Genomic DNA, 19,199 nt, shown 5'->3' on the forward strand with positions numbered 1-19,199 from the left:
CGGCAGAACCCGGCGGACGGCGTGGTCCAAACCACTTCATCCCGGCCAAATCACTGATCACCCGCGGCTAGGGTGATCAGCCGGGGGGAGGCGGCGCGACCGAGGCGGAGACGGGTCCGACGGGGGAGTCATCGTTCTCGCCGCCTGCCAGCACGGGAGTGGCGACCGGCGCGTCGGGGGGCTGATCAGCGCCGGTCGTCCCCCGCGGCGGGGACACGGCCGCATGTAGAAACGCGCGCTCCCAGGGCAGCAGGGTGATTCCCGTCGCGCGGCACAGCTCCACCAGCCGGGCGAGCGCGCTGTGCCGCGCCTCCGGTTCGGGTGCGCAGCAGACCAGCCCGACCAGGGCCGCAACCAGGTCCCGCGGGTCACCGCCCGGCGCGTGGGTGTCGGCCGCCCGGGCGAAGCAGGCGGCCGCCCGTTCGCTCTCGCCGCGAGCGGCCGCGATGGCACCGTCCAGCAGCGCCGCGGAGAACTCCGCGCTCGGCGGCTGCGCGCCCGGAAACCCGCTGCCCGGCAGGTCCGCCCCGGGGAGTGCGCCACACCGGCCCGGCCCCGAGTCCCACTCGTCGCGCACCGCGACCGCCTCCACGACCCGGCCCGCCCGCACCAGGGCCAGGCCGATGGTCGCCAGCACCCGGCGCCGGTGATTGGGAGCGGCCAGGCCCACGGTGTCCAGCTCGTCGACCGCCCGGCGGCCGAGGCGTTCCGCGTCCTCGGTCCGGCCGTCCAGACGGGCCACCTCGGCGAGCGCCGCCAGCGCCACCGCGCGCAGCCGGTACTCGCCGCACCGGCGGGCCAGCCGCTCCACCTCGGCCAGCCGGCGGCGCGCCGCCGCCAGGTCACCGACCCGGATCTCGTGCCAGCTCAGATGGTGCTGAGCGACCGCCATGTCGCGCAGCCGGGCGTGGTTGCCGGCCAGCGCCAGCGCGGCCTCGGCGTGCCCGCGGGCCGGCGCGTACCCGCCCGCGCCCGGGTTCGGTACGGCCAGCAGCAGATGCGCGGTCACCTGCCCCGCCGGGTCGCCGAGCCGCTCGAAGCCCGCCAGCGCGGCCCGGGCCGCGTCCCGCTCCTGCGGCCCGGCGCCGTGCTCGGGGGCCAGCTGGGCCAGGCCCGCGTGGGCCCACGCCCGCACCGCGGGATCAGCGTCGGCGGTACGCGGGTCGTCGAGCAGGCGGCGCAGCCACTGCCGGCCGGTCACCTCCCGGGACCGGAACCGCCACCAGCGCGGCAGCGCCGACGCGATGCGCAGCGCGGTGTGCGGGTCCTCCCCGGCCGCGAACGTCAGCGCGGCACCGAGGTCCCCCGCCACGTCGTCGAGGCGGGCCGCCGCCGCGGCGAGATCCCCGCCGACCAGCTCCGGCGCCACCTGCTGCGCCAGATCGGCCAGGACGGCCGCGTGGCGGCGCCGGAACCCGCTCAGCTCGCCCCTCGCCGCGGCCCGTTCCGTGCCGAAGTCGCGCACCACGTCCAGCAGGCGGAACCGCGACGATCGGGTCCCCCGCACGCTGAGCAGGCCGAGCCCCAGCAGCCGGTCCAGCAGGTGCACCACATCCGTGCCGGCGGTCGGGCCGTCCGCCAGCATCTGCTCCGCCAGCCGAAGCGACCAGCGGTGCCGGAACATGGCCAGGCGGCGCAGCGCGTCCCGTTCGGCGGGGTCGAGCAGGCGGTAGCTGGCGTCCACCGCGTCGCGCAGCGACACCACGGTCTCGGGCGGGGAGGCGGCGGCGCGGGACAGGTCCAGGACGCGGTCGCCGTACCGGTCGAGGATCTCGGCGACGGTCAGTACCCGGCCCCGGGCAGCGGCCAGCTCGATCGCCAGCGGCAGGCCGCCGAGCCGCCGGACCAGGGTCACCACGGCCGCGACCTCGTCGGGACCCGCCGGGGTCCGGCTGACGCGGGCGAGCCGGTCCAGGAACAGCGCGACCGCCGGTGAAGCAGCCGCCTCGCCGGCCACCGCCCCCGCCTCGGCCGGTGGGGCGACCAGCGGCGCCACCGGCCGGACCCGTTCGTCGGGCAGGCCGACGGGATGCCGCCCGGTGGCGAGGAACCGCAGCTGGGGCACGCGTTCGCGCAGCCGGGACAGCGCCTCGGCGACCGCGTCGGGGGACCGCTCGACCGCGTCGACGAGCAGCACCGCGGACCGGCCCGCCAGCTGCGCGGGCAGATCGTCGGGCCGGCCCACCCCGAACACGGCGGCCACTCCGCCGAGGATCTCCCCGGCCGTGGAGCCGTCCGTCACGACGATGCCCGCGACCCCGGCGGGGTGGGCGGCGGCGATCCGGTGCGCCACCGCGAGCGCGAGCACGGACTTGCCCACCCCGGCCAGGCCGACCAGCGTGATCCCGCCGGGGCGCCCCGGGACCGGCCGGGCGTTCCCGTCGATGGTGATGCCGTCGAACGCCGGGCGGGCCAGCTCGTCGACCAGCTCGTCGACGTCCGCGTCGCGGCCGATCAGCTCGCCCGCCGGAGGCAGCCGGACGACCGGCACCGGGTCGGGTTGGTCGCCCGCCGGGGCCACCGCGGGTGGCACCGGGGGTGTCTGCCCCCGGGCCGCGCCGAGGAACTCCGCCCGGTCCGCACCGGCCAGCCCGAGCGCGTCGGCCAGCAGCACCGCCGTGGTGCGCTGCGGGCGCGCGGCCCGGCCACGTTCCAGATCCCGCACGGTACGCACGCCGATGGCCGCGCGGGCCGCCAGCTCCGCCTGGGTGAGACCGATCCGTTTCCGGTGGCTGCGCAGCACGGCACCGAATCGCGCACCCGGCTCGCCGGTGCCGTGCTCGGAGGTCATGCCATGAACCTAGGCACCCGCGTCTATCCGAGGGGACCCGGGACGGCCGCATGTCGGGGATCGGACCGCGCCACGGTCGGATCCCCTACATGCCCTCACAGACCGAGATCACGCGAGATGATCATGCGCTGCACCTCGGAGGTGCCCTCGCCGACCTCCAGAATCTTGGCGTCGCGGTAGAACCGGCCCACCGCGGACTCGTTCATGAAGCCGTATCCGCCGTGCACCTGGGTGGCGTACCGGGCGTTGTCCATCGCGGCGTTGCTGGCGTGCAGCTTGGCGACCGCGGCATACCGCTTGAAGTCCTCACCGGCCAGCATCCGGGACGCGGCGTCGTAGTAGCCGACCCGGGCGGTGTGCGCCCGCAGCTCCATGTCGGCGATCAGGAACTGGACGGCCTGGTAGTTGCCGATCGGCTGGCCGAACGCGTGCCGCTGCTTGGCGTATGCGACCGACTCGTCCACGCAGCCCTGCGCCAGACCCACCGACAGCGCCGCGATGGCGATCCGGCCCTCGTCGAGGATCCGCAGGAACTGGGCGAAGCCCCGGCCGCGCTGGCCGAGCAGATTCTCCGCGGGCACCCGCACGTCGTCGAAGGACAGCTCGTGGGTGTCGGACGCGCACCAGCCGACCTTCGAGTAGCCCGGCGCGACCGTGAAGCCCGGGGTGCCCGACGGCACGATGATCGTGGACAGCTCCTTGCTGCCGTCCGGCCGGGTGCCGGTCGCCGCCATCACGGTGACCAGGGCGGTGATGTCCGTGCCGGAGTTCGTGATGAACGCCTTCGAGCCGTTGATGACCCACTCGTTCGTCTTCTCGTCGAGCACGGCGCGGGTGGCGATGGCGGCGGCGTCGGAACCGGAGCCGGGCTCGGTCAGCCCGAACGCGGCCAGGTTCTCGCCGCTGGTCAGCTGCGGCAGCCAGCGGGCCTTCTGCTCGGCCGTACCGAATCGGAAGATCGGCATGGCGCCCAGCGAGACCGCCGCCTCCAGGGTGATCGCGACGCTGGAGTCGACCCTGGCCAGTTCCTCCAGGGCCAGGCACAGGGCGAAGTAGTCACCACCCATGCCGCCGTGCTCCTCCGGGAACGGCAGGCCGAACAGGCCCATCTTGCCCATCTGCCGGATCAGCTCATACGGGAAGGTCTTGTGCTCGTAGTGCTCCGCGATCACCGGAGCGACCTGCTCGCGGGCGAACTCCTGCACGCTGGCGCGCAGTGCCTCCTGCTCCTCGCTGAGCCGGAAGTCGACCATGACGTTGCCTTTCTCTGGAGGAGGGGTGACCTCTGGGAGAGTGGTGACGCTGCTCAGACCGGGGTGACGGCGTGGCGGCGCCGGGAGAAGGTGCGGTCCTTGCCGCGGGCGGCGTGGTACCGGCGGATCAGTTCGGCGCGCAGCTCGGCGGGCTCGACGATCGCGTCGATAACCAGCTCGCTGGCCAGGCGCATGATGTCGATGTCGCGTTCGTACTCGGCGCGGCGCTCGGCGACGAACGCGGCGCGCTCGTCCTCGTCCGCGATCGCCGCGATCTTGTTGGCGAACACCGCGTTGACGGCCGCCTCGGCGCCCATCACGGCGATCTTCGCGGTGGGCAGCGCGATCGTGGCGTCCGGCTCGAAGCCGGGTCCGGCCATCGCGTAGAGCCCGGCGCCGTAGGCCTTGCGGACCACGACACAGATCTTGGGTACGGTCGCCTCCGAGATCGCGCTGATCATCTTCGCCCCGTGCCGGATGATCCCCTGCTTCTCGACCGCGGTGCCGACCATGAACCCGGGTACGTCCGTGAGGAACAGCAGCGGCACGTTGAACGCGTCGCACAGCTGCACGAACCGGGTCGCCTTGTCCGCCGAGTCGACGAACAGCACCCCGCCCTTGAACATCGAGTTGTTGCCGACGATGCCGATGACCTCGCCGTTCAGCCGGGCGAAGCCGACCGTGAGCTCCTTGGCCCACAGCGCCTGGATCTCCAGGAACGAGCCCTCGTCGACCAGGCCCTTGATGTAGCGGCGCATGTCGAACGCCTGCCGCTCGCTGGCGGGCACCAGCGCTGCAAGATCCACATTTGCCGGTTCTCCCGCCTCGGCGGCGGGCGGCTGCTGCTCCCAGTTGGCCGGCAGGTACGACAGGTAGCGCCGCACCACGTCGAGCGCGTCCTGCTCGGTCTTGCACAGGAAGTGGCCGACGCCGGACTCGGCGCAGTGCACCCGGGCGCCGCCCATCGCCTCGAGGGTCGTCTTCTCGCCCGTGACCATCTCGACCATCCGGTCGGAGCCCAGGTACATGCTGGCGTTGCCCTCGACCATCGCCACCACGTCACAGAACGCCGGGATGTACGCCCCGCCGGCCGCGGACGGGCCGAACAGCGCGCACACCTGCGGGATCGAGCCGGACGCCTTGACCTGGTTGTGGAAGATCTTGCCCGCGCCGCGGCGGCCCGGGAACAGGTCGACCTGGTCGGTGATCCGGGCCCCGGCCGAGTCGACCAGGTAGACCATGGGCACGCCGGTCGCGTACGCCCGCTCGATGATCCGGATGATCTTCTCGACCGTGCGGGCGCCCCAGGACCCGGCCTTCACGGTCGAGTCGTTGGCCATCACGCACACCTCGCGCCCGTCGATGCGGGCGTTGCCGGTGATCACGCCGTCGGCGGGCAGGCCGTCGGCGAGCGCGTTGGCGTACATACCGTCCTCGACGAAGGAGCCCTCGTCGACGAGCAGGGCGATGCGTTCGCGGGCGAACAGCTTGCCCTTGGCCGCATTTGCCGCGTGGTAGCGCTCGGCGCCGCCGGCCGCCACCCGCTTGCGTACCTGAGCCAGGGCCTCACCGTCGATGGCCACGTCATCCCCTTCCGAGCCGCACCTGAACGATCGTTAGGCTAGCGCATTCTGCGTGTGACGTCCAAGGCAACCCCGGTCGACCCCCGGTTGCAGGTCACCTGCGGGTGATCTAGGTTCTGGGGCTCTTCACGGGGGAGGAACGACACGTCATGCGCGAGGAGAAGTTCGATCCTGACGACCGGGTGGACGGTGAGCGCGTCAGCTTCCCGAACGACGCGGTCGCGGTCTGGCGCGGAAAAGACTTCCGAGTGGTCAGCTGCGGCGGTGTCGGACGGGTGCGGAGCTTCCTCGTCGCGTTGCATCCGGGTGGACGCGACCCGGAGGGCCTCATTTACGACGAGGAACTGGGCGGGTACGGCACCCCCATCGATCTAGAGGACCTGGATGCGTGGTACCGGCGGGCCTGGTACTTCACGTGGCGTGGTGAGCAGTTCTCCGCGCTCAGCCGCAGGGGCGACCTGATCGACGGCCGGTTCTTCGGTACGGAGACCTGGGCGGCCGCCAACGGGCTGACAGTCATGGAACGGGGCATGGCGCAGGGGGCGATCCCACTCAGCGAGGTCGAGGACCTTCACGAGGAGCGTGAGGATCTGCTGGCCAAATGGAAGACTCGGCAGAAGCGGAAACGCGACAAGCTGAACTGGACGAGGAGCGTGAGCGGGCTCGAAAAAATGCAGGACGGCAGTACCCGGGCAGTCTGGCACGGCCGGGAGTACCGGATGCGAGGCAGCAGCGGGATCGGGTTGCAGCGGAAGTACTTCCTCATCCGACTGCGTCCGGACGGTCCAGACCCGGACGGTGCCGTATACGACGAGAAGCTCGGTGGATACGGGATTCCGATCGATCCCTTGGATCTCGAGGCGTGGTACAGCACGACCTGGTACTTCAGCTGGCGCGGTGAACCTTTCCGCGCCTCCGCCCGCAGCGAGGACGAAATCGCCGGCACTTTCATAGGCATGGACGACGACTGGGCAAAGGCTAACGGTCTGGAATTTCTTGACCATTGCTGGATCGTCGGAAAGTTCCCGATCGCCGAGGTCGAGAATCTCCACGAAGAACGGCAGGATCTGTTGGCCAAATGGAAGGCCGACCTGGCGAAACAACGCGACAAGGATCAACTGAAGCGGAAGCAGGAGCACTGACGGCATGTTCGGCAAGTAGCGCCCAAACGTCAGACCAGACGGGTACGCGGCCCCGCCCGCAGCACACCCGACGGCAGGGTCTTGCCGAGCAGGTCCTCGGCCAGTTCCGCGACCGTGATGAGGTTGTCCAGGTCGATGCCGGTGTCGATGCCCATGTCGTGCAGCATGTGCACGACCTCCTCGGTGGCCACGTTCCCCGACGCCCCCGGCGCGTACGGGCAGCCGCCGATGCCGCCCACGCTGGCGTCGAACTCCGTCACCCCCAGCTCCAGGGCGGTCAGGATGTTCGCCAGCCCCGTACCCCGGGTGTTGTGGAAGTGCAGCAGGTCCGGGCGTACCTCGGACAGCAGGTCGCGGACCCGGCGCGGGGTCCCCATGCCGGTGGTGTCGCCGAACGCGATGCGGTCCGCGCCGTCCGCGCGGACCCGCTCGACGATCGAAGCCACCCGCTTCGGGTCGATGTCACCCTCGAACGGGCACCCGAAGCTGGTCGCGACGATCACTTCGAGCGTCGCCCCGGCGTCGTGCACCAGCGGGATCAGCGCGCCGATGTCGTCCAGGGACTCCTCGGTCGAGCGGTTGAGGTTCTTCCGGTTGTGGGTGTCGCTGGCCGAGACCACGACCTCGATCTCGGTGAACCCGGCGGCGATGGCCCGCTGCGCACCCCGGGTGTTCGGGATCAGCGCCGAGTAGCGCACGTCCGGGTTGTGCCAGGCGCGCGCCCACACCTCGTCCGCGTCGGCCATCTGCGGGATGGCCTTCGGATGCACGAACGAGACCGCCTCGATCCGGCGCACGCCCGTGCCGGACAGCGCGTCGATCAGCCGCACCTTCGCGTCGGTGGGGATCGGCGCCTCGTTCTGCAGCCCGTCGCGCGGGGCCACCTCGCGGATCGAAACCGTGGTCATGGGGCTCACCTCATCCGGGAGACGATGCCGGTGTCGTAGTCGCCGCCGAGGAACTCGTCGTTCTCCAACAGCTCGGCGAAGAACGGCAGGTTGTTCTTCGGGCCCACGATCTCGAACCCGGCCACGGCCGCGCGGGCCTTGGCGATGGCGTCCGCCCGGTCGGTGCCGTGCACGATCAGCTTGGCCATCAGCGAGTCGTAGAACGGGGTGACCGTGGTGTCGGCGGCGTACCCGGAGTCGACGCGGACGCCGTCGCCGGACGGCTCCACCCAGGTGGTGACCTTGCCGGGGCCGGGCAGGAACCGCTTCGGGTCCTCTGCGTTGATCCGCAGCTCGATCGCGTGCCCGGTGCTGGTCAGCGCGTCCGGGTCGAACGTCGGCGCCAAGCCTGCGGCGATCCGCAGCTGCTCCTCGACCAGGTCGAGGCCGTGGATCAGCTCGGTGATCGGGTGCTCGACCTGCAGGCGGGTGTTCATCTCCAGGAAGAAGAACTCGCCCGTGGCCGGGTCGAGCAGGCACTCGACCGTCCCGGCGTTGCGGTAGCCGACCGCCTCGCCCGCCTTGACCGCGGCGGCCAGGAAGCGTGCGCGCAGTTCCGGGCCCACCGCCGGGGACGGGGCCTCCTCGACCAGCTTCTGGTTGCGCCGCTGCACGGAGCACTCGCGCTCGCTCAGTGCCACGACCCGGCCGTCGGCGAGGCCGAGGATCTGCACCTCGACGTGGCGCACCCGGGGGAAGTAGCGCTCGATGAGCACCGAGCCGTCGCCGAACATCCGCTCGGCGAAGCCGCGTACCTTTTCATACTCCGTGCGCAATCCGGCCTCATCGTTCGCGACCGCCATGCCCATGCCGCCGCCGCCCGCCGCGGCCTTGACCATCACCGGGAAGCCGATCGTGGCGGCCGCCTCCAGCGCCGCCTCGACCGTGGCGGCCGGGTCCTGGGTGCCCGGTGCGACCGGCACGCCCGCGGCGGCCATCAGGTTCCGAGCGTTGATCTTGTCGCCCATCGCGGTGATCGCGTCCGCGGACGGCCCGACCCAGATCAGGCCGTTCTCCTCGACGGTACGGGCGAAGTCCGCGTTCTCGCTCAGGAAGCCGTAGCCGGGGTGGATGGCCTGGGCACCGGTCGACTTGGCCGCCGCGAGGATCGCCTCGGTGTTGCGGTAGCTCTGGGCCGGGTTGGCCGGTCCCACGCAGACCGCCTCGTCGGCCTCTCCGACGAACGGCATGCCGGCGTCCGCCTCGGAGTGGACCGCGATCGCCCGGATCCCGAGCCGCTTGGCGGTCCGGATGATCCGGCGGGCGATCTCGCCCCGGTTGGCCACGAGCAAAGACTGGATCATGGTGCTCTTCCTGGTGGGGTGGGCGGTGGGTCGGTCAGCGGCCGAGCAGGGCGTGGCCGGTGGCCTCGCGCAGCAGGGCGGCCCGGCGCTGCCGGTCCACCTCGCCGCCGAGGAACGGCGTGGAGTTCATCAGGCCGAACGCCGAGTGGGCCAGCACCCGGCGCTCGCCCGCGTCCAGGTCGGGGCGCAACTCGCCGAGGACGGTCACCCACGCCTCGACGTACAGGCGCTGGAGGCGGCGGATCTGGCGGCGCGGCTCGTCGGGCAGCCGGTCCAGCTCGTGCAGGTGCAGTGCGATGACGGCCGGGTTGGCCAGCGCGAAGTCGACGTGGAAGTCGATCAGGTCGGCGAGCGCCGCCTGCGCGTCTCCGTTGTGCCGCGACACCCGGGACTTGCCGCCGCTGAGCAGCCCCTCACTGACCGGGACGAGCGCGGCGACCAGCATGGCCTCCTTGCCCGCGAAGTGGTGGTAGAGGGCCGGGCCGGTCACGCCCGCGGCGGAACCGATGTCGTCCATCGACACACCGTGATAGCCGCGGGACGCGAAGAGCCCCACGGCGATCTCCAGGATCTCCTCGCGGCGTGAGCGCCGCCGGGGCGCGGGAGCCGTCGTCCGCTGCTGCTGGTCTACCGTCACCCGGAAACTTTAACCCGCTGTCAAGGCTTTCCCTGAACGACCGTTCAGTGACCTGGGCCCCTCGCGCTCCCGCAATGCCGCCGCCTCGTCCATTCGGCCCATCGACTTCAGCGCCTCGGCCAGCAGACGCGCGATGCGCCTGCGACACTTCGTGCGCCGCAGGCCCGGCACGACTGTTACGTACGACACAGCGCCGTCGAACCGTCTGCGGCTCCGGGTCAGGCCAGGCCGCCGGGCCGGTCCCCCCGCACGATCGGGGCCCGGACCAGATTGCCCCACTCGGTCCACGAGCCGTCGTAGTTGCGCACCTTCGGGTAGCCCAGCAGGTGGTGCAGCACGAACCAGGTGTGACTGGACCGTTCACCGATCCGGCAGTACGCGATCACGTCGTCGCCCGGCACGAGGCCCAGCTCGTCCCGGTAGATCCTGGTCAGTTCGTCCGCCGACCGGAACGTCCCGTCGTCGTTGGCAGCCGACTTCCACGGCTTGCTGAACGCGCCCGGGATGTGCCCGCCCCGCAGCGCGCCCTCCTGCGGGTAGTCCGGCATGTGGGTGCGCTCGCCGGTGTACTCCTGCGGGGACCGCACGTCGACCAGCGGGTTGCCGCTGGCGATGTGCCCCACCACCTGATCACGGAACGCCCGGATCGGTGCGTCGTCGCGCTCCGGCACGGGATACTGCGCCCGGGGGCGCGCCGGCTTGTCCCGGCTCAGCTCGCGTCCCTCGGCGATCCACTTCTGCCGCCCGCCGTCGAGCAGCCGTACGTCGCGGTGGCCGAACAGGCTGAACACCCACAGCGCGTACGCCGCCCACCAGTTGAAGTTGTCGCCGTAGAAGACGACCGTGTCGTGCCGCCCGATGCCCTTGGCCTCGCACAGCGCCGCGAAGGCCGCCGGATTCAGGTAGTCGCGGGTGACCTGGTCGTTCAGCTCGGTGTGCCAGTCGACCTTGACGGCACCCGGGATGTGCCCGGTGTCGTACAGCAGGACGTCCTCGTCCGACTCGACGACCACGAGGCCGTCCGTGCCGAGGTGCGCGGCCAGCCAGTCGGTGGTGACCAGCCGCTCCGGGTGGGCGTACGCCTGGAGGGACGGCGCCGGATCATACGCAACGGACATGTCGCTCAGGCTATCCCTTTTCGACCGTCTGCACCGGTGCCAGCGACGGCCGTTTCGCCCTCACCAGGTCACCCGACGACGCGCCGGTCAGCCGCCGCTTGAGCCACGGCGCCAGATACTGCCCGGCCCAGCGCAGGTCCGCACTGCGCGCCGTCAGCCACGGGGCGGGCGCGGGCATCGGCGGCGCCAGCAGCCACTCCTCGTCGACCTCGACCCCCAGCGCGCGCAGGACGTGGCCCGCGACGCGGCGGTGCCCGCCCGCGGACAGGTGCAGCCGGTCCGTACTCCACATCAAGGGGTTGTGGAAGGTGTGATCGTCATGCAGGTCGATGAGGTACGCGCCGTGCTTGTCCGCCAGCCGCCTGGCCCCGTCGTTGAGTACCGCGGCGCGCGGCCCGACGAGGCGCTGGCCGGGCAGCTGGGACGCGACGTCGGCGAAGCGGAACAGGATCACGTCTGCGCCCGTGGCGCGGATCCGCCCGATCACCGGGTCGATGCGCTCGATCAGCGCGGCCGGGTCGGCCTTGCGCCGCAGCACGTCGTTGCCGCCGGCCGCGAAGCTCACCAGGTCGGGCTCCATCGCCAGCGCCGGCTCGACCTGCTCGGCGACCACCTGGTCCAGCAGGCGCCCGCGGATGGCCAGGTTGGCGTACCCGAAGTCCGGGCCGTTCTCGACGGCCAGGCGCGCGGCGACCAGATCCGCCCACCCCCGGTACGTGCCGTCCGGGTACGCGTCGTCCATCCCCTCGGTGAAGCTGTCCCCCATCGCCACGAAGCTGCGCCAGCCCATCGGCCGCCCCCTTAACGTCCGCTCACCTCGATGCGTGGGTCATTTTTGCACTGAGTGCACCGCACATGCACGGGAGCGTGACGGTGCCGACACCCCGAAACCGGCGTGACCGACCCCGTCCCCCTTCCCTACGCTGCGGACATGTTGCTGCGAATGTCCACCATGCTGCTCCGGACCCTGCGCGAGGAGCCGGCGGACGCCGAGGTGCCGAGCCACCGGCTGCTGCTGCGCGCGGGGTACGTCCGCCGCGCCGCCCCGGGCGGCTACACCTGGCTGCCCCTGGGCAAGCTGGTGCTGGACCGGGTCACCGCGATCGTGCGGGACGAGATGACCGCGATCGGCGCGCAGGAGGTGGCGTTCCCGGCGCTGCTGCCCCGCGAGCCGTACGAGACCAGCGGCCGGTGGACCGAGTACGGCGACGACATCTTCACCCTCACCGACCGGCGCGGGGCGGAGTACCTGCTGGCGCCGACCCATGAGGAGCTCTTCACCCTGCTCGTGCAGGACATGACCATCTCGTACCGTGACTTCCCGCTCATCCTGTTCCAGATCCAGACGAAGTTCCGGGACGAGGCGCGGCCCCGGGCGGGGCTGCTGCGCGGACGCGAGTTCCTGATGAAGGACGCGTACTCGTTCGACCTGTCCGACGACGGGCTGGCCGCCGCGTACGCCGAGCTGCGCGGGGCCTACCAGCGGGTCTTCGCCCGGCTCGGTCTCCGGCACACCATCGTGGCCGCGATGTCCGGGGCCATGGGCGGCTCCGCCTCGGAGGAGTTCCTGGCCGCCGCCGAGGTGGGCGAGGACACGTACGTCGGCTGCACCCGCTGCGACTACGCGGCCAACACCGAGGCGGTGACCACCCCGGCGCCCGTGCTCGCCGAGGCCGCCACCGGCCCGCTGACCGTGCACGACACCCCGGACACCCCCACGATCGCCTCGCTGGTGGCGCTGGCCAACGAGCGCGCCCTGGACGGGCGGACGGACTGGACCGCCGCGGACACCCTGAAGAACGTGGTCGTCACGGTGCACCGGCCCGGCGCGGAGGACGAACTGCTGGTCATCGGCGTACCCGGAGACCGGGAGGTGGACCTCAAACGGCTGGACGCGGCGCTGAGCCCGGCCACCGCGACGATGTTCGACGACTTCGCGTCCCGCCCGGAGCTGGTGAAGGGCTACATCGGCCCGCAGGGCCTGGCCCTGCGCTACCTCGCCGATCCCCGGGTGGCCCCCGGCACCGCGTGGCTGACCGGTGCGAACGCCGCGGGCAAGCACGCCACCTCGGTGGTGGCCGGGCGCGACTTCACCCCGGACGGCACCATCGAGGCCGCCGAGGTGCGTGCGGGCGACCCGTGTCCCGCCTGCGGGGCCGGTGAGCTGACGATGCGCCGGGGCATCGAGATCGCGCACATCTTCCAGCTCGGGCGCCGGTACACCGACGCGTTCAAGGTCGACGTGCTGGGCGCCGACGGCAAGCCGGTCCGCCCCACCATGGGCTCCTACGGCATCGGGGTGTCCCGGGCGGTGGCCGCGATCGCCGAGCAGCACCACGACGAGCGCGGCCTGATCTGGCCCGACGAGGTGGCGCCCGCCGACGTGCATCTGGTCGCCACCGGCAAGGACGGCCAGACCGAGGCGGCGCTGGCGCTGGGTGCGGAGCTGGCCGCGGCCGGGCTGCGGGTGCTGGTGGACGACCGGCCCCAGCTGTCGGCCGGGGTGAAGTTCACCGACGCCGAGCTGATCGGCATCGCGCGGTCCGTCGTGGTCGGCCGCCGCCTGGCAGAGGGGTACGTGGAGCTGCGCGACCGCCGCACCGGCCAGCGGGACGAGGTCCGGCTGGCCGAGGTCCCCCGGCGGCTCACCACCGCGCAGTAGCCGGCCCGGGATCGGCGTCCCGCAGCGATGCGGGCACGCCGGTCCCGGGCCCTCGCGGCGTGGCTGACGCGCTGGTCCGGGGCGGTGCGCTGCCGCTGGAGCGCCCGGCGGCGGGCCCTGCGTGGCGACCGGCGCTGTGGCGGCGATCGATGTGGTGCTGCTCTCGACGTCCCGCGTCGGCGTGCCCCGCCCGCGTAGGGTCGAGGCGTGACCGACATGCCGCCGCAGCTCGCCGAGATCATCGATGAGTTCGCCTCCGCACCGCGCGAGGTCGTGCTCGAGATGCTGCTCGAGTTCGCGGACGCCGTGCCGGCCCTGCCCGCCGAACTCACCGGCCACGACGGGATGGAGCAGGTCCCGGAGTGCCAGACCGCGTTCTTCCTGCGCGCCGAGGTCCAACCGGACGGGGTTGTGCGGGCGTACTTCGACTGCCCGCCGGAGGCGCCCACGACGCGCGCCTTCGCGGGCATCCTCGCTGCAGGGCTGGCCGGCGCGAGCGCGGCCGAGATCCTCGCGGTCCCCGACGACTTGTACGCCCGGATGGGGCTCGACCAGGCCATCAGCCCGCTTCGGGTGCGTGGTGGCACCGCGATCCTGGCGCGGCTCAAGCGCCAGGTACGCGAGCAGGCGGCCTGATCCGGCAGGGAGTGCAGATGGACATCCAGGTCTGGTCCGACATCGTGTGCCCGTGGTGCTACCTCGGCAAGCGGCGCCTCGAACGGGCGCTGGCGGAGTTCGGCGCCCACGCGAGCGTCACGTTCCGGGCGTACCAGCTCGACCGTGCGCCGGTGCCGTCGCCCGTACCGTTGAAGGCCGTGCTGGCCGCGCGTTTCGGCGGGCCGGCCCGGGTGGAGCGGATGTGGGCGCAGTTCACCCAGGTCGCGGCGGCCGAGGGGCTGACCGTGGAGTTCGAGCGCGCGGTCGCCGCGAACACCTTCGACGCGCACCGGTTGATCTCCTGGGCCGCGCACCACGGTCGCCAGGCCGCCATGCTCGACGCGGTACAGCGGGCCCACTTCGCGGACGGGATCGACATCGGCTCACACCCGGCGCTGGCCCGGCTCGCGGGCGCGATCGGCCTCGACGAGGCGGCGGCGCTGGCCCATCTGGGCTCCGGTGCCGGGGCCGAGCAGGTCCACGCCGACCAGGCCGCGGCCGACCGGCTGGGCATCACGAGCGTGCCCACGTTCATCGTCGACGGCCGATACGCGCTGCAGGGCGCCCAGGAGCCCGCCGTGCTGCGTGCCGCGTTCGAGGAGGTCCTGCGCCGGGAGGCCGTCGACAGTCGTCGATGATGTTCCACGTGAAACACCATCGATGATCTTCTACGCCGGGCTACGGTCCCGGTACGCCCGCGGACGGTGCCCCGGCCCGCGTCCCGCTACCACCCGGTCGCGTCCCCCGTGCTTGGCGGCATAGAGATTGTGGTCCGCGATGGCCAGCACGGCGGGCTGGTTGCGGGCGGTCGCCTCGTGCACACCGGCCACCCCGATGCTGACCGTGACGGGCAGCTCCCCGGTGATGTCGCACCAGCCGGACCCGCGGACCGCCCGCCGGAGGTCGTCGAGCCGCGCGGTCGCGGCGGTCACCGGAGTCCCCGGCAGCACCACGAGGAACTCCTCCCCGCCCAGCCGTGCCACGAACCCGTCCGGCGTCGTGGCGGCCAGCTCCCGTTCCAGCACCCGCGCCGCCCGCACCAGCACCTGGTCGCCGACATCGTGCGACAGCTCGTCGTTGATCCGCTTGAAGAAGTCCAGGTCGACGATGGCCACGGTGAGGTCGGCATCCCCGGCGATCAGGACGGGCAGCTCCTCGTCGACGTAGCGCCGGTTGCGCAGGCCGGTCAGCGGGTCGCGGCGGGCCTGCTCACGGAAGCGTTCCGCCTCCTCCCTGGCCTCGGCCGTCTCGAACATCGCCAGCCGGGTCTGCGCCTGCGCCTCCCGCTGCAGCGAGCCCAGCCGCTCGCGAGCGGCGAAGAACGCCTTGTGCATCGCGAACGCCTCGGCGAACTCCCCGCGCAAGGCGTGCACCTCCGCCTGCTCCTGGTGCACCCGGACCAGGACGTCGTGCAGCTCCCGTTCGACACACAGGGCCCGGGACGCGTCCAGGCTCGCCTGCGCCGCCTCGGTCGCGCCCATCCCGCGCTGCGCCCGGGCCAGCGTGAGCTGGTACTCGGCCAGATCATCGGCGTCGTCGCTGAACCCGGCCTCGTACTGCGCGAGGCACGCCTGCATCGTCTCCTCGGCCGCGGCGTACTCGCCGTTCTCGATCTGGATCGCGCCGATCGTGTCGAGCGCCGCGGGATCCAGCTCGAATCCGTACTCGGCGGCGTGTTCACACAGCCGTGCGGCCACCTCCTGGGCCCGCGGGAACTCGCCGCTGCTGTATTCGGTGTACGCCCAGTTGTTGAGCAGCATCGTGAGCAGCTCGCCCTGATCCAGCTCCCGGGCCAGCTCCTCGGCCTGGCGGTACCGCATCCGCGCCGCGTCCATCGCGCCGTTGAGACCCAGCGCGTCGGCCAGCCGGGTCCGGTGATTGATCAGCATGTACGGGGTGGCGGACTCGTCGAGCAGCTCGACAGCGATCACCGAATGCTCCAGGCACTTGGCCACATCACCGGACAAGCGCTGGATGTTCGCCCAGTTCAGATGGGTGCGGGCCTGCATGTTGCGGTCGTCGTGGGCGACCGCCCAGTCGTGGATTCCGTGCAACTGCCGCTGGGCGCCCGCAAGGTCCCCGGTGCGCATCTCCATGCAGATCCGGCACAGCCGGGCACGTACCAGCAGTGCCTCGTCGCCGAGCGCGGCGGCCTGCCGTTCCAGCTCGGTGGCGGCTGCCAGCCCGGCCTCGGCATCCCAGACGATCATGTTCTCCATCGTCAGGAGGGCAGCCGACAGCTCCTCGGCACCGGGCGCGCTGCAGGTCACGGGCCCACCCCCCTCCAGACCTCGGTCCCATCGGCCCCCGCTGGCCGAACTGAAGCAAGCGCGGCAACCGCCGACGGCCGACAACGCTCAGGTGTCGAAGATCATGCGCCGCCGCCCGGGCTCACCGGTCCACGCCCGCGAGGTAGTCATGCCAGGTCCGGGTGCCGGCGGGGCGCGCCGCCGTGGTGAGCGCACCCGCCCGCAGCTCCCGCCCCGCACGACCCGGAATCCGCACCGGGAGGAAGGGGCGCCGCAGCCCACGGGCCTGCCGCCACGCCGCGGCCAGCTCACCGAACGTGTGCGTCTCGGGGCCGCCGAACTCCACCGCGCCCGCCGGCCCCGCCCCCACCAGGTACGCGATGCGCTCCGCGACGTCGGCCGGGTGCACCGGCTGCACGAGCACCCGACGGTCCACGATCAGCACCCCGAGCCGGGACGACGCGGTCAGCAGGCGGTCGATCAACTGCGGGAACTGCGTCGCCCGCAGGATCGTCCACGGCACCTCCCCCGCCCGGACGATCCGCTCCGCCGCCAGCTTGGCCCGGTAGTACGGGACCGGCACCCGGTCGACGCCGACGATGGACACGTAGAGCAGGTGCCCCACCCCCGCGGCCCGCGCCGCCGTGACCAGCCGACCGGTGCCCTCGACGTCGATACCACCGGAGTTCCGGCCCGCCCCCGACGCCAGATGCACGACCGCGTCCACCCCGCGCACCGCCTGCGCCAGGCCCTCGCCCGTGGCCAGGTCCGCGGACACCCAGCCGCTGCGGGCCCGGCGGCTCATCGGCCGCACCGCCAGATCCCCGACCGCCAGGCGGGGCAGGACGGCGGCGCCCAGGGTGCCACTCGCTCCGGTGACCAGCACCGTCGTAGTCGTCATGTCAGCAGGATGAACCACGCGTCACCGGTCAAGCCCGCCAGCCCGCTCGCGATCGCACCATCAGACGCGCTGCAGGACGTGCTCGCGGTGTTCCGCGCTCATCGGGCGCGCCCGCTCCCGGCGGCTCTCCGCGAACGCCGCCAGCACCGCGCGCCGTTCCCGCTCCGTCAACGCCCCGGCGAACGGCGACCTGCGGCGCAGGTCCACGGCGTACCGCGCGGACGAGGTCAGCGCGTCCAGCACCGCCTCAGCGCCCTGCTCGAGCACGACCTCCCAGCGGTCCAGCCACGCCCCGCCCTCGGGGTTCATTCGGCGCAGGCGTCGCACGTTACCCAGGGCTGCCGCCAGCACCCCGGCCGGATCCGCGGCGAGCTTCCCCGCCACCGCCCGGTGCAGCCACAGATCGCGCAGCTCCTCCAGCGCCAGACCGGGCCGGATCAGCGCCTCCAGGTCGGCGCGCCGGATCCGCCGCTCGGTGCCCACCCGCACGTACGGCAGCAGCCCGCGCAGGCACAGGTCCACGACGTGCGCCCGCGACGAGCGCAACAGAACGGCCGCCTCACCGGTCGTCAGCAGCGCACCCGGACGCATCGCCACATGTGGATGCTCGCGCCCGCGGCCCGCGCCGCACAACACCCGAACGGCCAGACGCACCGGCTACCCGGGCGCCCGCGCCCCCGTCATCCGAGCCACGTCATCGCCTGGCCGTGCGCGCCCGCCCGGGCCACTGGCTTCCCGTCCAGCGCCACCACGAGCCGCCCGCCCGGCTCCGGCAACGCCTCCGGAACGTGGAAGTCCAGCACCTCCGGCCCCTCGACGCTGATCCAATGCCCGGGCAGGGCGCGCACCACCTCGGTGAACGCGACCCGGCGCGCGGGCGGAACCAGATACAGCACCGCCGAGTGGAACACCACCAGCGTGGCGTCGGCGGGCGCTTCGGCGGCCAGGGCCGGAAGATCGTCCACCAGGTCGCCACGTCGCAACAGCGGCGGATCCGCCGCGACCACCGCGGCGGCGGCCCGCAGCCGTGCCCGGCGGTGGTCGTGCTCGGGCCAGATGAGCGCGTCCAGCCAGGCGAGATCGGCCGGGTCGGTCACATCGAGGGGGTTCAGGTCCAGCCCCGCACGCCACACCACCCGGGGCAACGTGGCCGGTAGCGGAACCCCGGTGGCGGCGCAGTCCAGGACCGGTGCGCCGGAGCCGATGACGTGCTCGCCGTACCGGTAGGCGTACCGGTCGGGGTAGAGGTTCAGTCCCGCGGAGGCGCCGACCTCCAGCAGGGCCAGCGGTTGCGGCAGCGTGGCCAGCACCGGCAGCAGGACGGCACACCGCCCGGCCTCGTTCGTCTGGGTCGCCCGGGCACACATCTCCCGGGCCAGCGCCGCCCAGTTCGCCACGACGAACCGGTGAAACGCACGCGGATCCAGCACCGGGCCGCCGAGCAGCCGGACCGCGCCGAAGAGAAGATTCGGCTGCCGCTTGCGCTCCGGCAGCGTGTCCAGCCGGGCGATGATCTCATCGTCGCGGGCGACCGCGTGCGCCAGCCGCTCGTAGGCCGGAGACACCCCGCGCGCCTCCACCTCGGCGAATTCGCGGTACCACGTCGCAGTCGTCACGCCGATCATCGTCTCTCGGCGTCGCGCGATTCCGAGCCCGGCTGCCGGTGATGTCGCTCGCAGCGGCGTGGCACTCACGCGGCACGCGTGAGCAGGACGTCCAGGTCCCGTTCGGCGTAGCGCCGGTGCTCCCACTCCTCATTGAGCACAATCGACAGACATTGCCGCACCGGATAGCTGCGCGGCTGCGGCCACCCCGGTGCGTCGACCGGCTCGGTGTCGGCGCCCAGCGAGGCCTCGGTCAGGCCCTCGATGACCTCCCGCACCGTGGACATCCGGCCCCGGCGCCGACGAAATCAGCCATGCGATCACGCTAACGCCGCCGCCGGATCCGCCACG

The 19,199-nt window shown here is 72.5% G+C and carries 17 protein-coding genes; 4 read left to right on the plus strand and 13 right to left on the minus strand.

Translation table 11 applies throughout. The features are described from left to right. Positions 1-76: 76 nt before the first annotated feature. The 3 genes from ACMCNO_RS00690 to ACMCNO_RS00700 all read right to left on the minus strand — a co-directional run bounded on the left by ACMCNO_RS00690 (position 77) and on the right by ACMCNO_RS00700 (position 5,627). Entirely contained in the window at positions 77-2,791 is a 2,715-nt protein-coding gene (locus tag ACMCNO_RS00690) for an ATP-binding protein (RefSeq protein WP_412747487.1), read from the minus strand. A 95-nt stretch (positions 2,792-2,886) separates the two neighbouring features. Beyond that, a complete protein-coding gene (locus tag ACMCNO_RS00695) occupies positions 2,887-4,044 on the minus strand; it encodes an acyl-CoA dehydrogenase family protein (RefSeq protein WP_412747488.1) in 1,158 nt (385 codons plus the stop codon). 53 nt (positions 4,045-4,097) lie between these two features. Next, positions 4,098-5,627 carry an acyl-CoA carboxylase subunit beta gene (locus ACMCNO_RS00700; RefSeq protein WP_412747489.1) on the minus strand — a complete coding sequence of 510 codons (1,530 nt, stop codon included), beginning with the start codon at positions 5,625-5,627 and terminating at the stop codon, positions 4,098-4,100. A 149-nt stretch (positions 5,628-5,776) separates the two neighbouring features. Between ACMCNO_RS00700 and ACMCNO_RS00705 the strand changes: the two genes are divergently transcribed. Continuing rightward, positions 5,777-6,769 carry a hypothetical protein gene (locus tag ACMCNO_RS00705; RefSeq protein ID WP_412747490.1) on the plus strand — a complete coding sequence of 331 codons (993 nt, stop codon included), beginning with the start codon at positions 5,777-5,779 and terminating at the stop codon, positions 6,767-6,769. 29 nt (positions 6,770-6,798) lie between these two features. On the opposite strand, the gene ACMCNO_RS00710 is transcribed toward ACMCNO_RS00705, so the two are convergent. From ACMCNO_RS00710 to ACMCNO_RS00730, 5 genes are all read right to left on the minus strand, one after another. Beyond that, positions 6,799-7,677, minus strand: a complete 879-nt coding sequence (locus ACMCNO_RS00710; protein WP_412747491.1) for a hydroxymethylglutaryl-CoA lyase — start codon at positions 7,675-7,677, stop codon at positions 6,799-6,801. A 5-nt stretch (positions 7,678-7,682) separates the two neighbouring features. Further along, positions 7,683-9,020: an acetyl/propionyl/methylcrotonyl-CoA carboxylase subunit alpha gene (locus ACMCNO_RS00715; RefSeq protein WP_412747492.1), complete on the minus strand. Its 1,338-nt coding sequence runs from the start codon at positions 9,018-9,020 to the stop codon at positions 7,683-7,685. A gap of 34 nt (positions 9,021-9,054) precedes the next feature. Then, entirely contained in the window at positions 9,055-9,657 is a 603-nt protein-coding gene (locus ACMCNO_RS00720; protein WP_412747493.1) for a TetR/AcrR family transcriptional regulator, read from the minus strand. Between the two features lie 218 nt (positions 9,658-9,875). Further along, positions 9,876-10,775 carry a sulfurtransferase gene (locus ACMCNO_RS00725; RefSeq protein ID WP_412747494.1) on the minus strand — a complete coding sequence of 300 codons (900 nt, stop codon included), beginning with the start codon at positions 10,773-10,775 and terminating at the stop codon, positions 9,876-9,878. A gap of 10 nt (positions 10,776-10,785) precedes the next feature. Then, positions 10,786-11,565, minus strand: coding sequence for an SGNH/GDSL hydrolase family protein (locus tag ACMCNO_RS00730; RefSeq protein WP_412747495.1), 780 nt, complete (start codon positions 11,563-11,565; stop codon positions 10,786-10,788). Positions 11,566-11,706: 141 nt separating this feature from the next. On the opposite strand from ACMCNO_RS00730, the gene ACMCNO_RS00735 reads away from it, so the two are divergent. The 3 genes from ACMCNO_RS00735 (at position 11,707) to ACMCNO_RS00745 (ending at position 14,732) form a co-directional block, all read left to right on the plus strand. Further along, the gene (locus ACMCNO_RS00735; RefSeq protein WP_412747496.1) at positions 11,707-13,437 is read left to right on the plus strand and encodes a proline--tRNA ligase; all 1,731 of its coding nucleotides are present in this window, start codon (positions 11,707-11,709) and stop codon (positions 13,435-13,437) included. 207 nt (positions 13,438-13,644) lie between these two features. Next, positions 13,645-14,073 (plus strand): SufE family protein, encoded by a 429-nt coding sequence (locus ACMCNO_RS00740; RefSeq protein ID WP_412747497.1) that lies wholly within the window; start codon positions 13,645-13,647, stop codon positions 14,071-14,073. 17 nt (positions 14,074-14,090) lie between these two features. Then, on the plus strand, positions 14,091-14,732 hold the full coding sequence (locus tag ACMCNO_RS00745; protein WP_412747498.1) for a DsbA family protein: 642 nt from the start codon (positions 14,091-14,093) through the stop codon (positions 14,730-14,732). Positions 14,733-14,762: 30 nt separating this feature from the next. Here ACMCNO_RS00745 and ACMCNO_RS00750 read toward each other — a convergent pair whose 3' ends face one another. From ACMCNO_RS00750 to ACMCNO_RS00770, 5 genes are all read right to left on the minus strand, one after another. Next, a complete protein-coding gene (locus ACMCNO_RS00750; RefSeq protein WP_412747499.1) occupies positions 14,763-16,364 on the minus strand; it encodes a diguanylate cyclase in 1,602 nt (533 codons plus the stop codon). A 121-nt stretch (positions 16,365-16,485) separates the two neighbouring features. Further along, complete coding sequence (locus ACMCNO_RS00755; RefSeq protein ID WP_412747500.1) at positions 16,486-17,244, minus strand: SDR family oxidoreductase; 759 nt, start codon at positions 17,242-17,244, stop codon at positions 16,486-16,488. A gap of 60 nt (positions 17,245-17,304) precedes the next feature. Then, positions 17,305-17,835, minus strand: coding sequence for a helix-turn-helix domain-containing protein (locus tag ACMCNO_RS00760; RefSeq protein ID WP_412753569.1), 531 nt, complete (start codon positions 17,833-17,835; stop codon positions 17,305-17,307). An 89-nt stretch (positions 17,836-17,924) separates the two neighbouring features. Further along, positions 17,925-18,860: a DUF2332 domain-containing protein gene (locus tag ACMCNO_RS00765; RefSeq protein WP_412747501.1), complete on the minus strand. Its 936-nt coding sequence runs from the start codon at positions 18,858-18,860 to the stop codon at positions 17,925-17,927. A 74-nt stretch (positions 18,861-18,934) separates the two neighbouring features. Further along, a complete protein-coding gene (locus ACMCNO_RS00770; RefSeq protein WP_412747502.1) occupies positions 18,935-19,126 on the minus strand; it encodes a hypothetical protein in 192 nt (63 codons plus the stop codon). Positions 19,127-19,199 lie beyond the last annotated feature (73 nt).

This window comes from Krasilnikovia sp. M28-CT-15 (genome assembly GCF_047159595.1).
GTDB lineage: Bacteria > Actinomycetota > Actinomycetes > Mycobacteriales > Micromonosporaceae > Actinoplanes.

Bases quoted from the DNA above. Each gene is read 5' to 3' on its own strand.
- ACMCNO_RS00690 (WP_412747487.1), bottom strand. From the start codon at position 2,791: ATGACCTCCGAGCACGGCACCGGCGAGCCGGGTGCGCGATTCGGTGCC.
- ACMCNO_RS00695 (WP_412747488.1), bottom strand. From the start codon at position 4,044: ATGGTCGACTTCCGGCTCAGCGAGGAGCAGGAGGCACTGCGCGCCAGC.
- ACMCNO_RS00705 (WP_412747490.1), top strand. From the start codon at position 5,777: ATGCGCGAGGAGAAGTTCGATCCTGACGACCGGGTGGACGGTGAGCGC.
- ACMCNO_RS00710 (WP_412747491.1), bottom strand. From the start codon at position 7,677: ATGACCACGGTTTCGATCCGCGAGGTGGCCCCGCGCGACGGGCTGCAG.
- ACMCNO_RS00715 (WP_412747492.1), bottom strand. From the start codon at position 9,020: ATGATCCAGTCTTTGCTCGTGGCCAACCGGGGCGAGATCGCCCGCCGG.
- ACMCNO_RS00725 (WP_412747494.1), bottom strand. From the start codon at position 10,775: ATGTCCGTTGCGTATGATCCGGCGCCGTCCCTCCAGGCGTACGCCCAC.
- ACMCNO_RS00730 (WP_412747495.1), bottom strand. From the start codon at position 11,565: ATGGGCTGGCGCAGCTTCGTGGCGATGGGGGACAGCTTCACCGAGGGG.
- ACMCNO_RS00735 (WP_412747496.1), top strand. From the start codon at position 11,707: ATGTTGCTGCGAATGTCCACCATGCTGCTCCGGACCCTGCGCGAGGAG.
- ACMCNO_RS00745 (WP_412747498.1), top strand. From the start codon at position 14,091: ATGGACATCCAGGTCTGGTCCGACATCGTGTGCCCGTGGTGCTACCTC.
- ACMCNO_RS00755 (WP_412747500.1), bottom strand. From the start codon at position 17,244: ATGACGACTACGACGGTGCTGGTCACCGGAGCGAGTGGCACCCTGGGC.
- ACMCNO_RS00760 (WP_412753569.1), bottom strand. From the start codon at position 17,835: ATGCGTCCGGGTGCGCTGCTGACGACCGGTGAGGCGGCCGTTCTGTTG.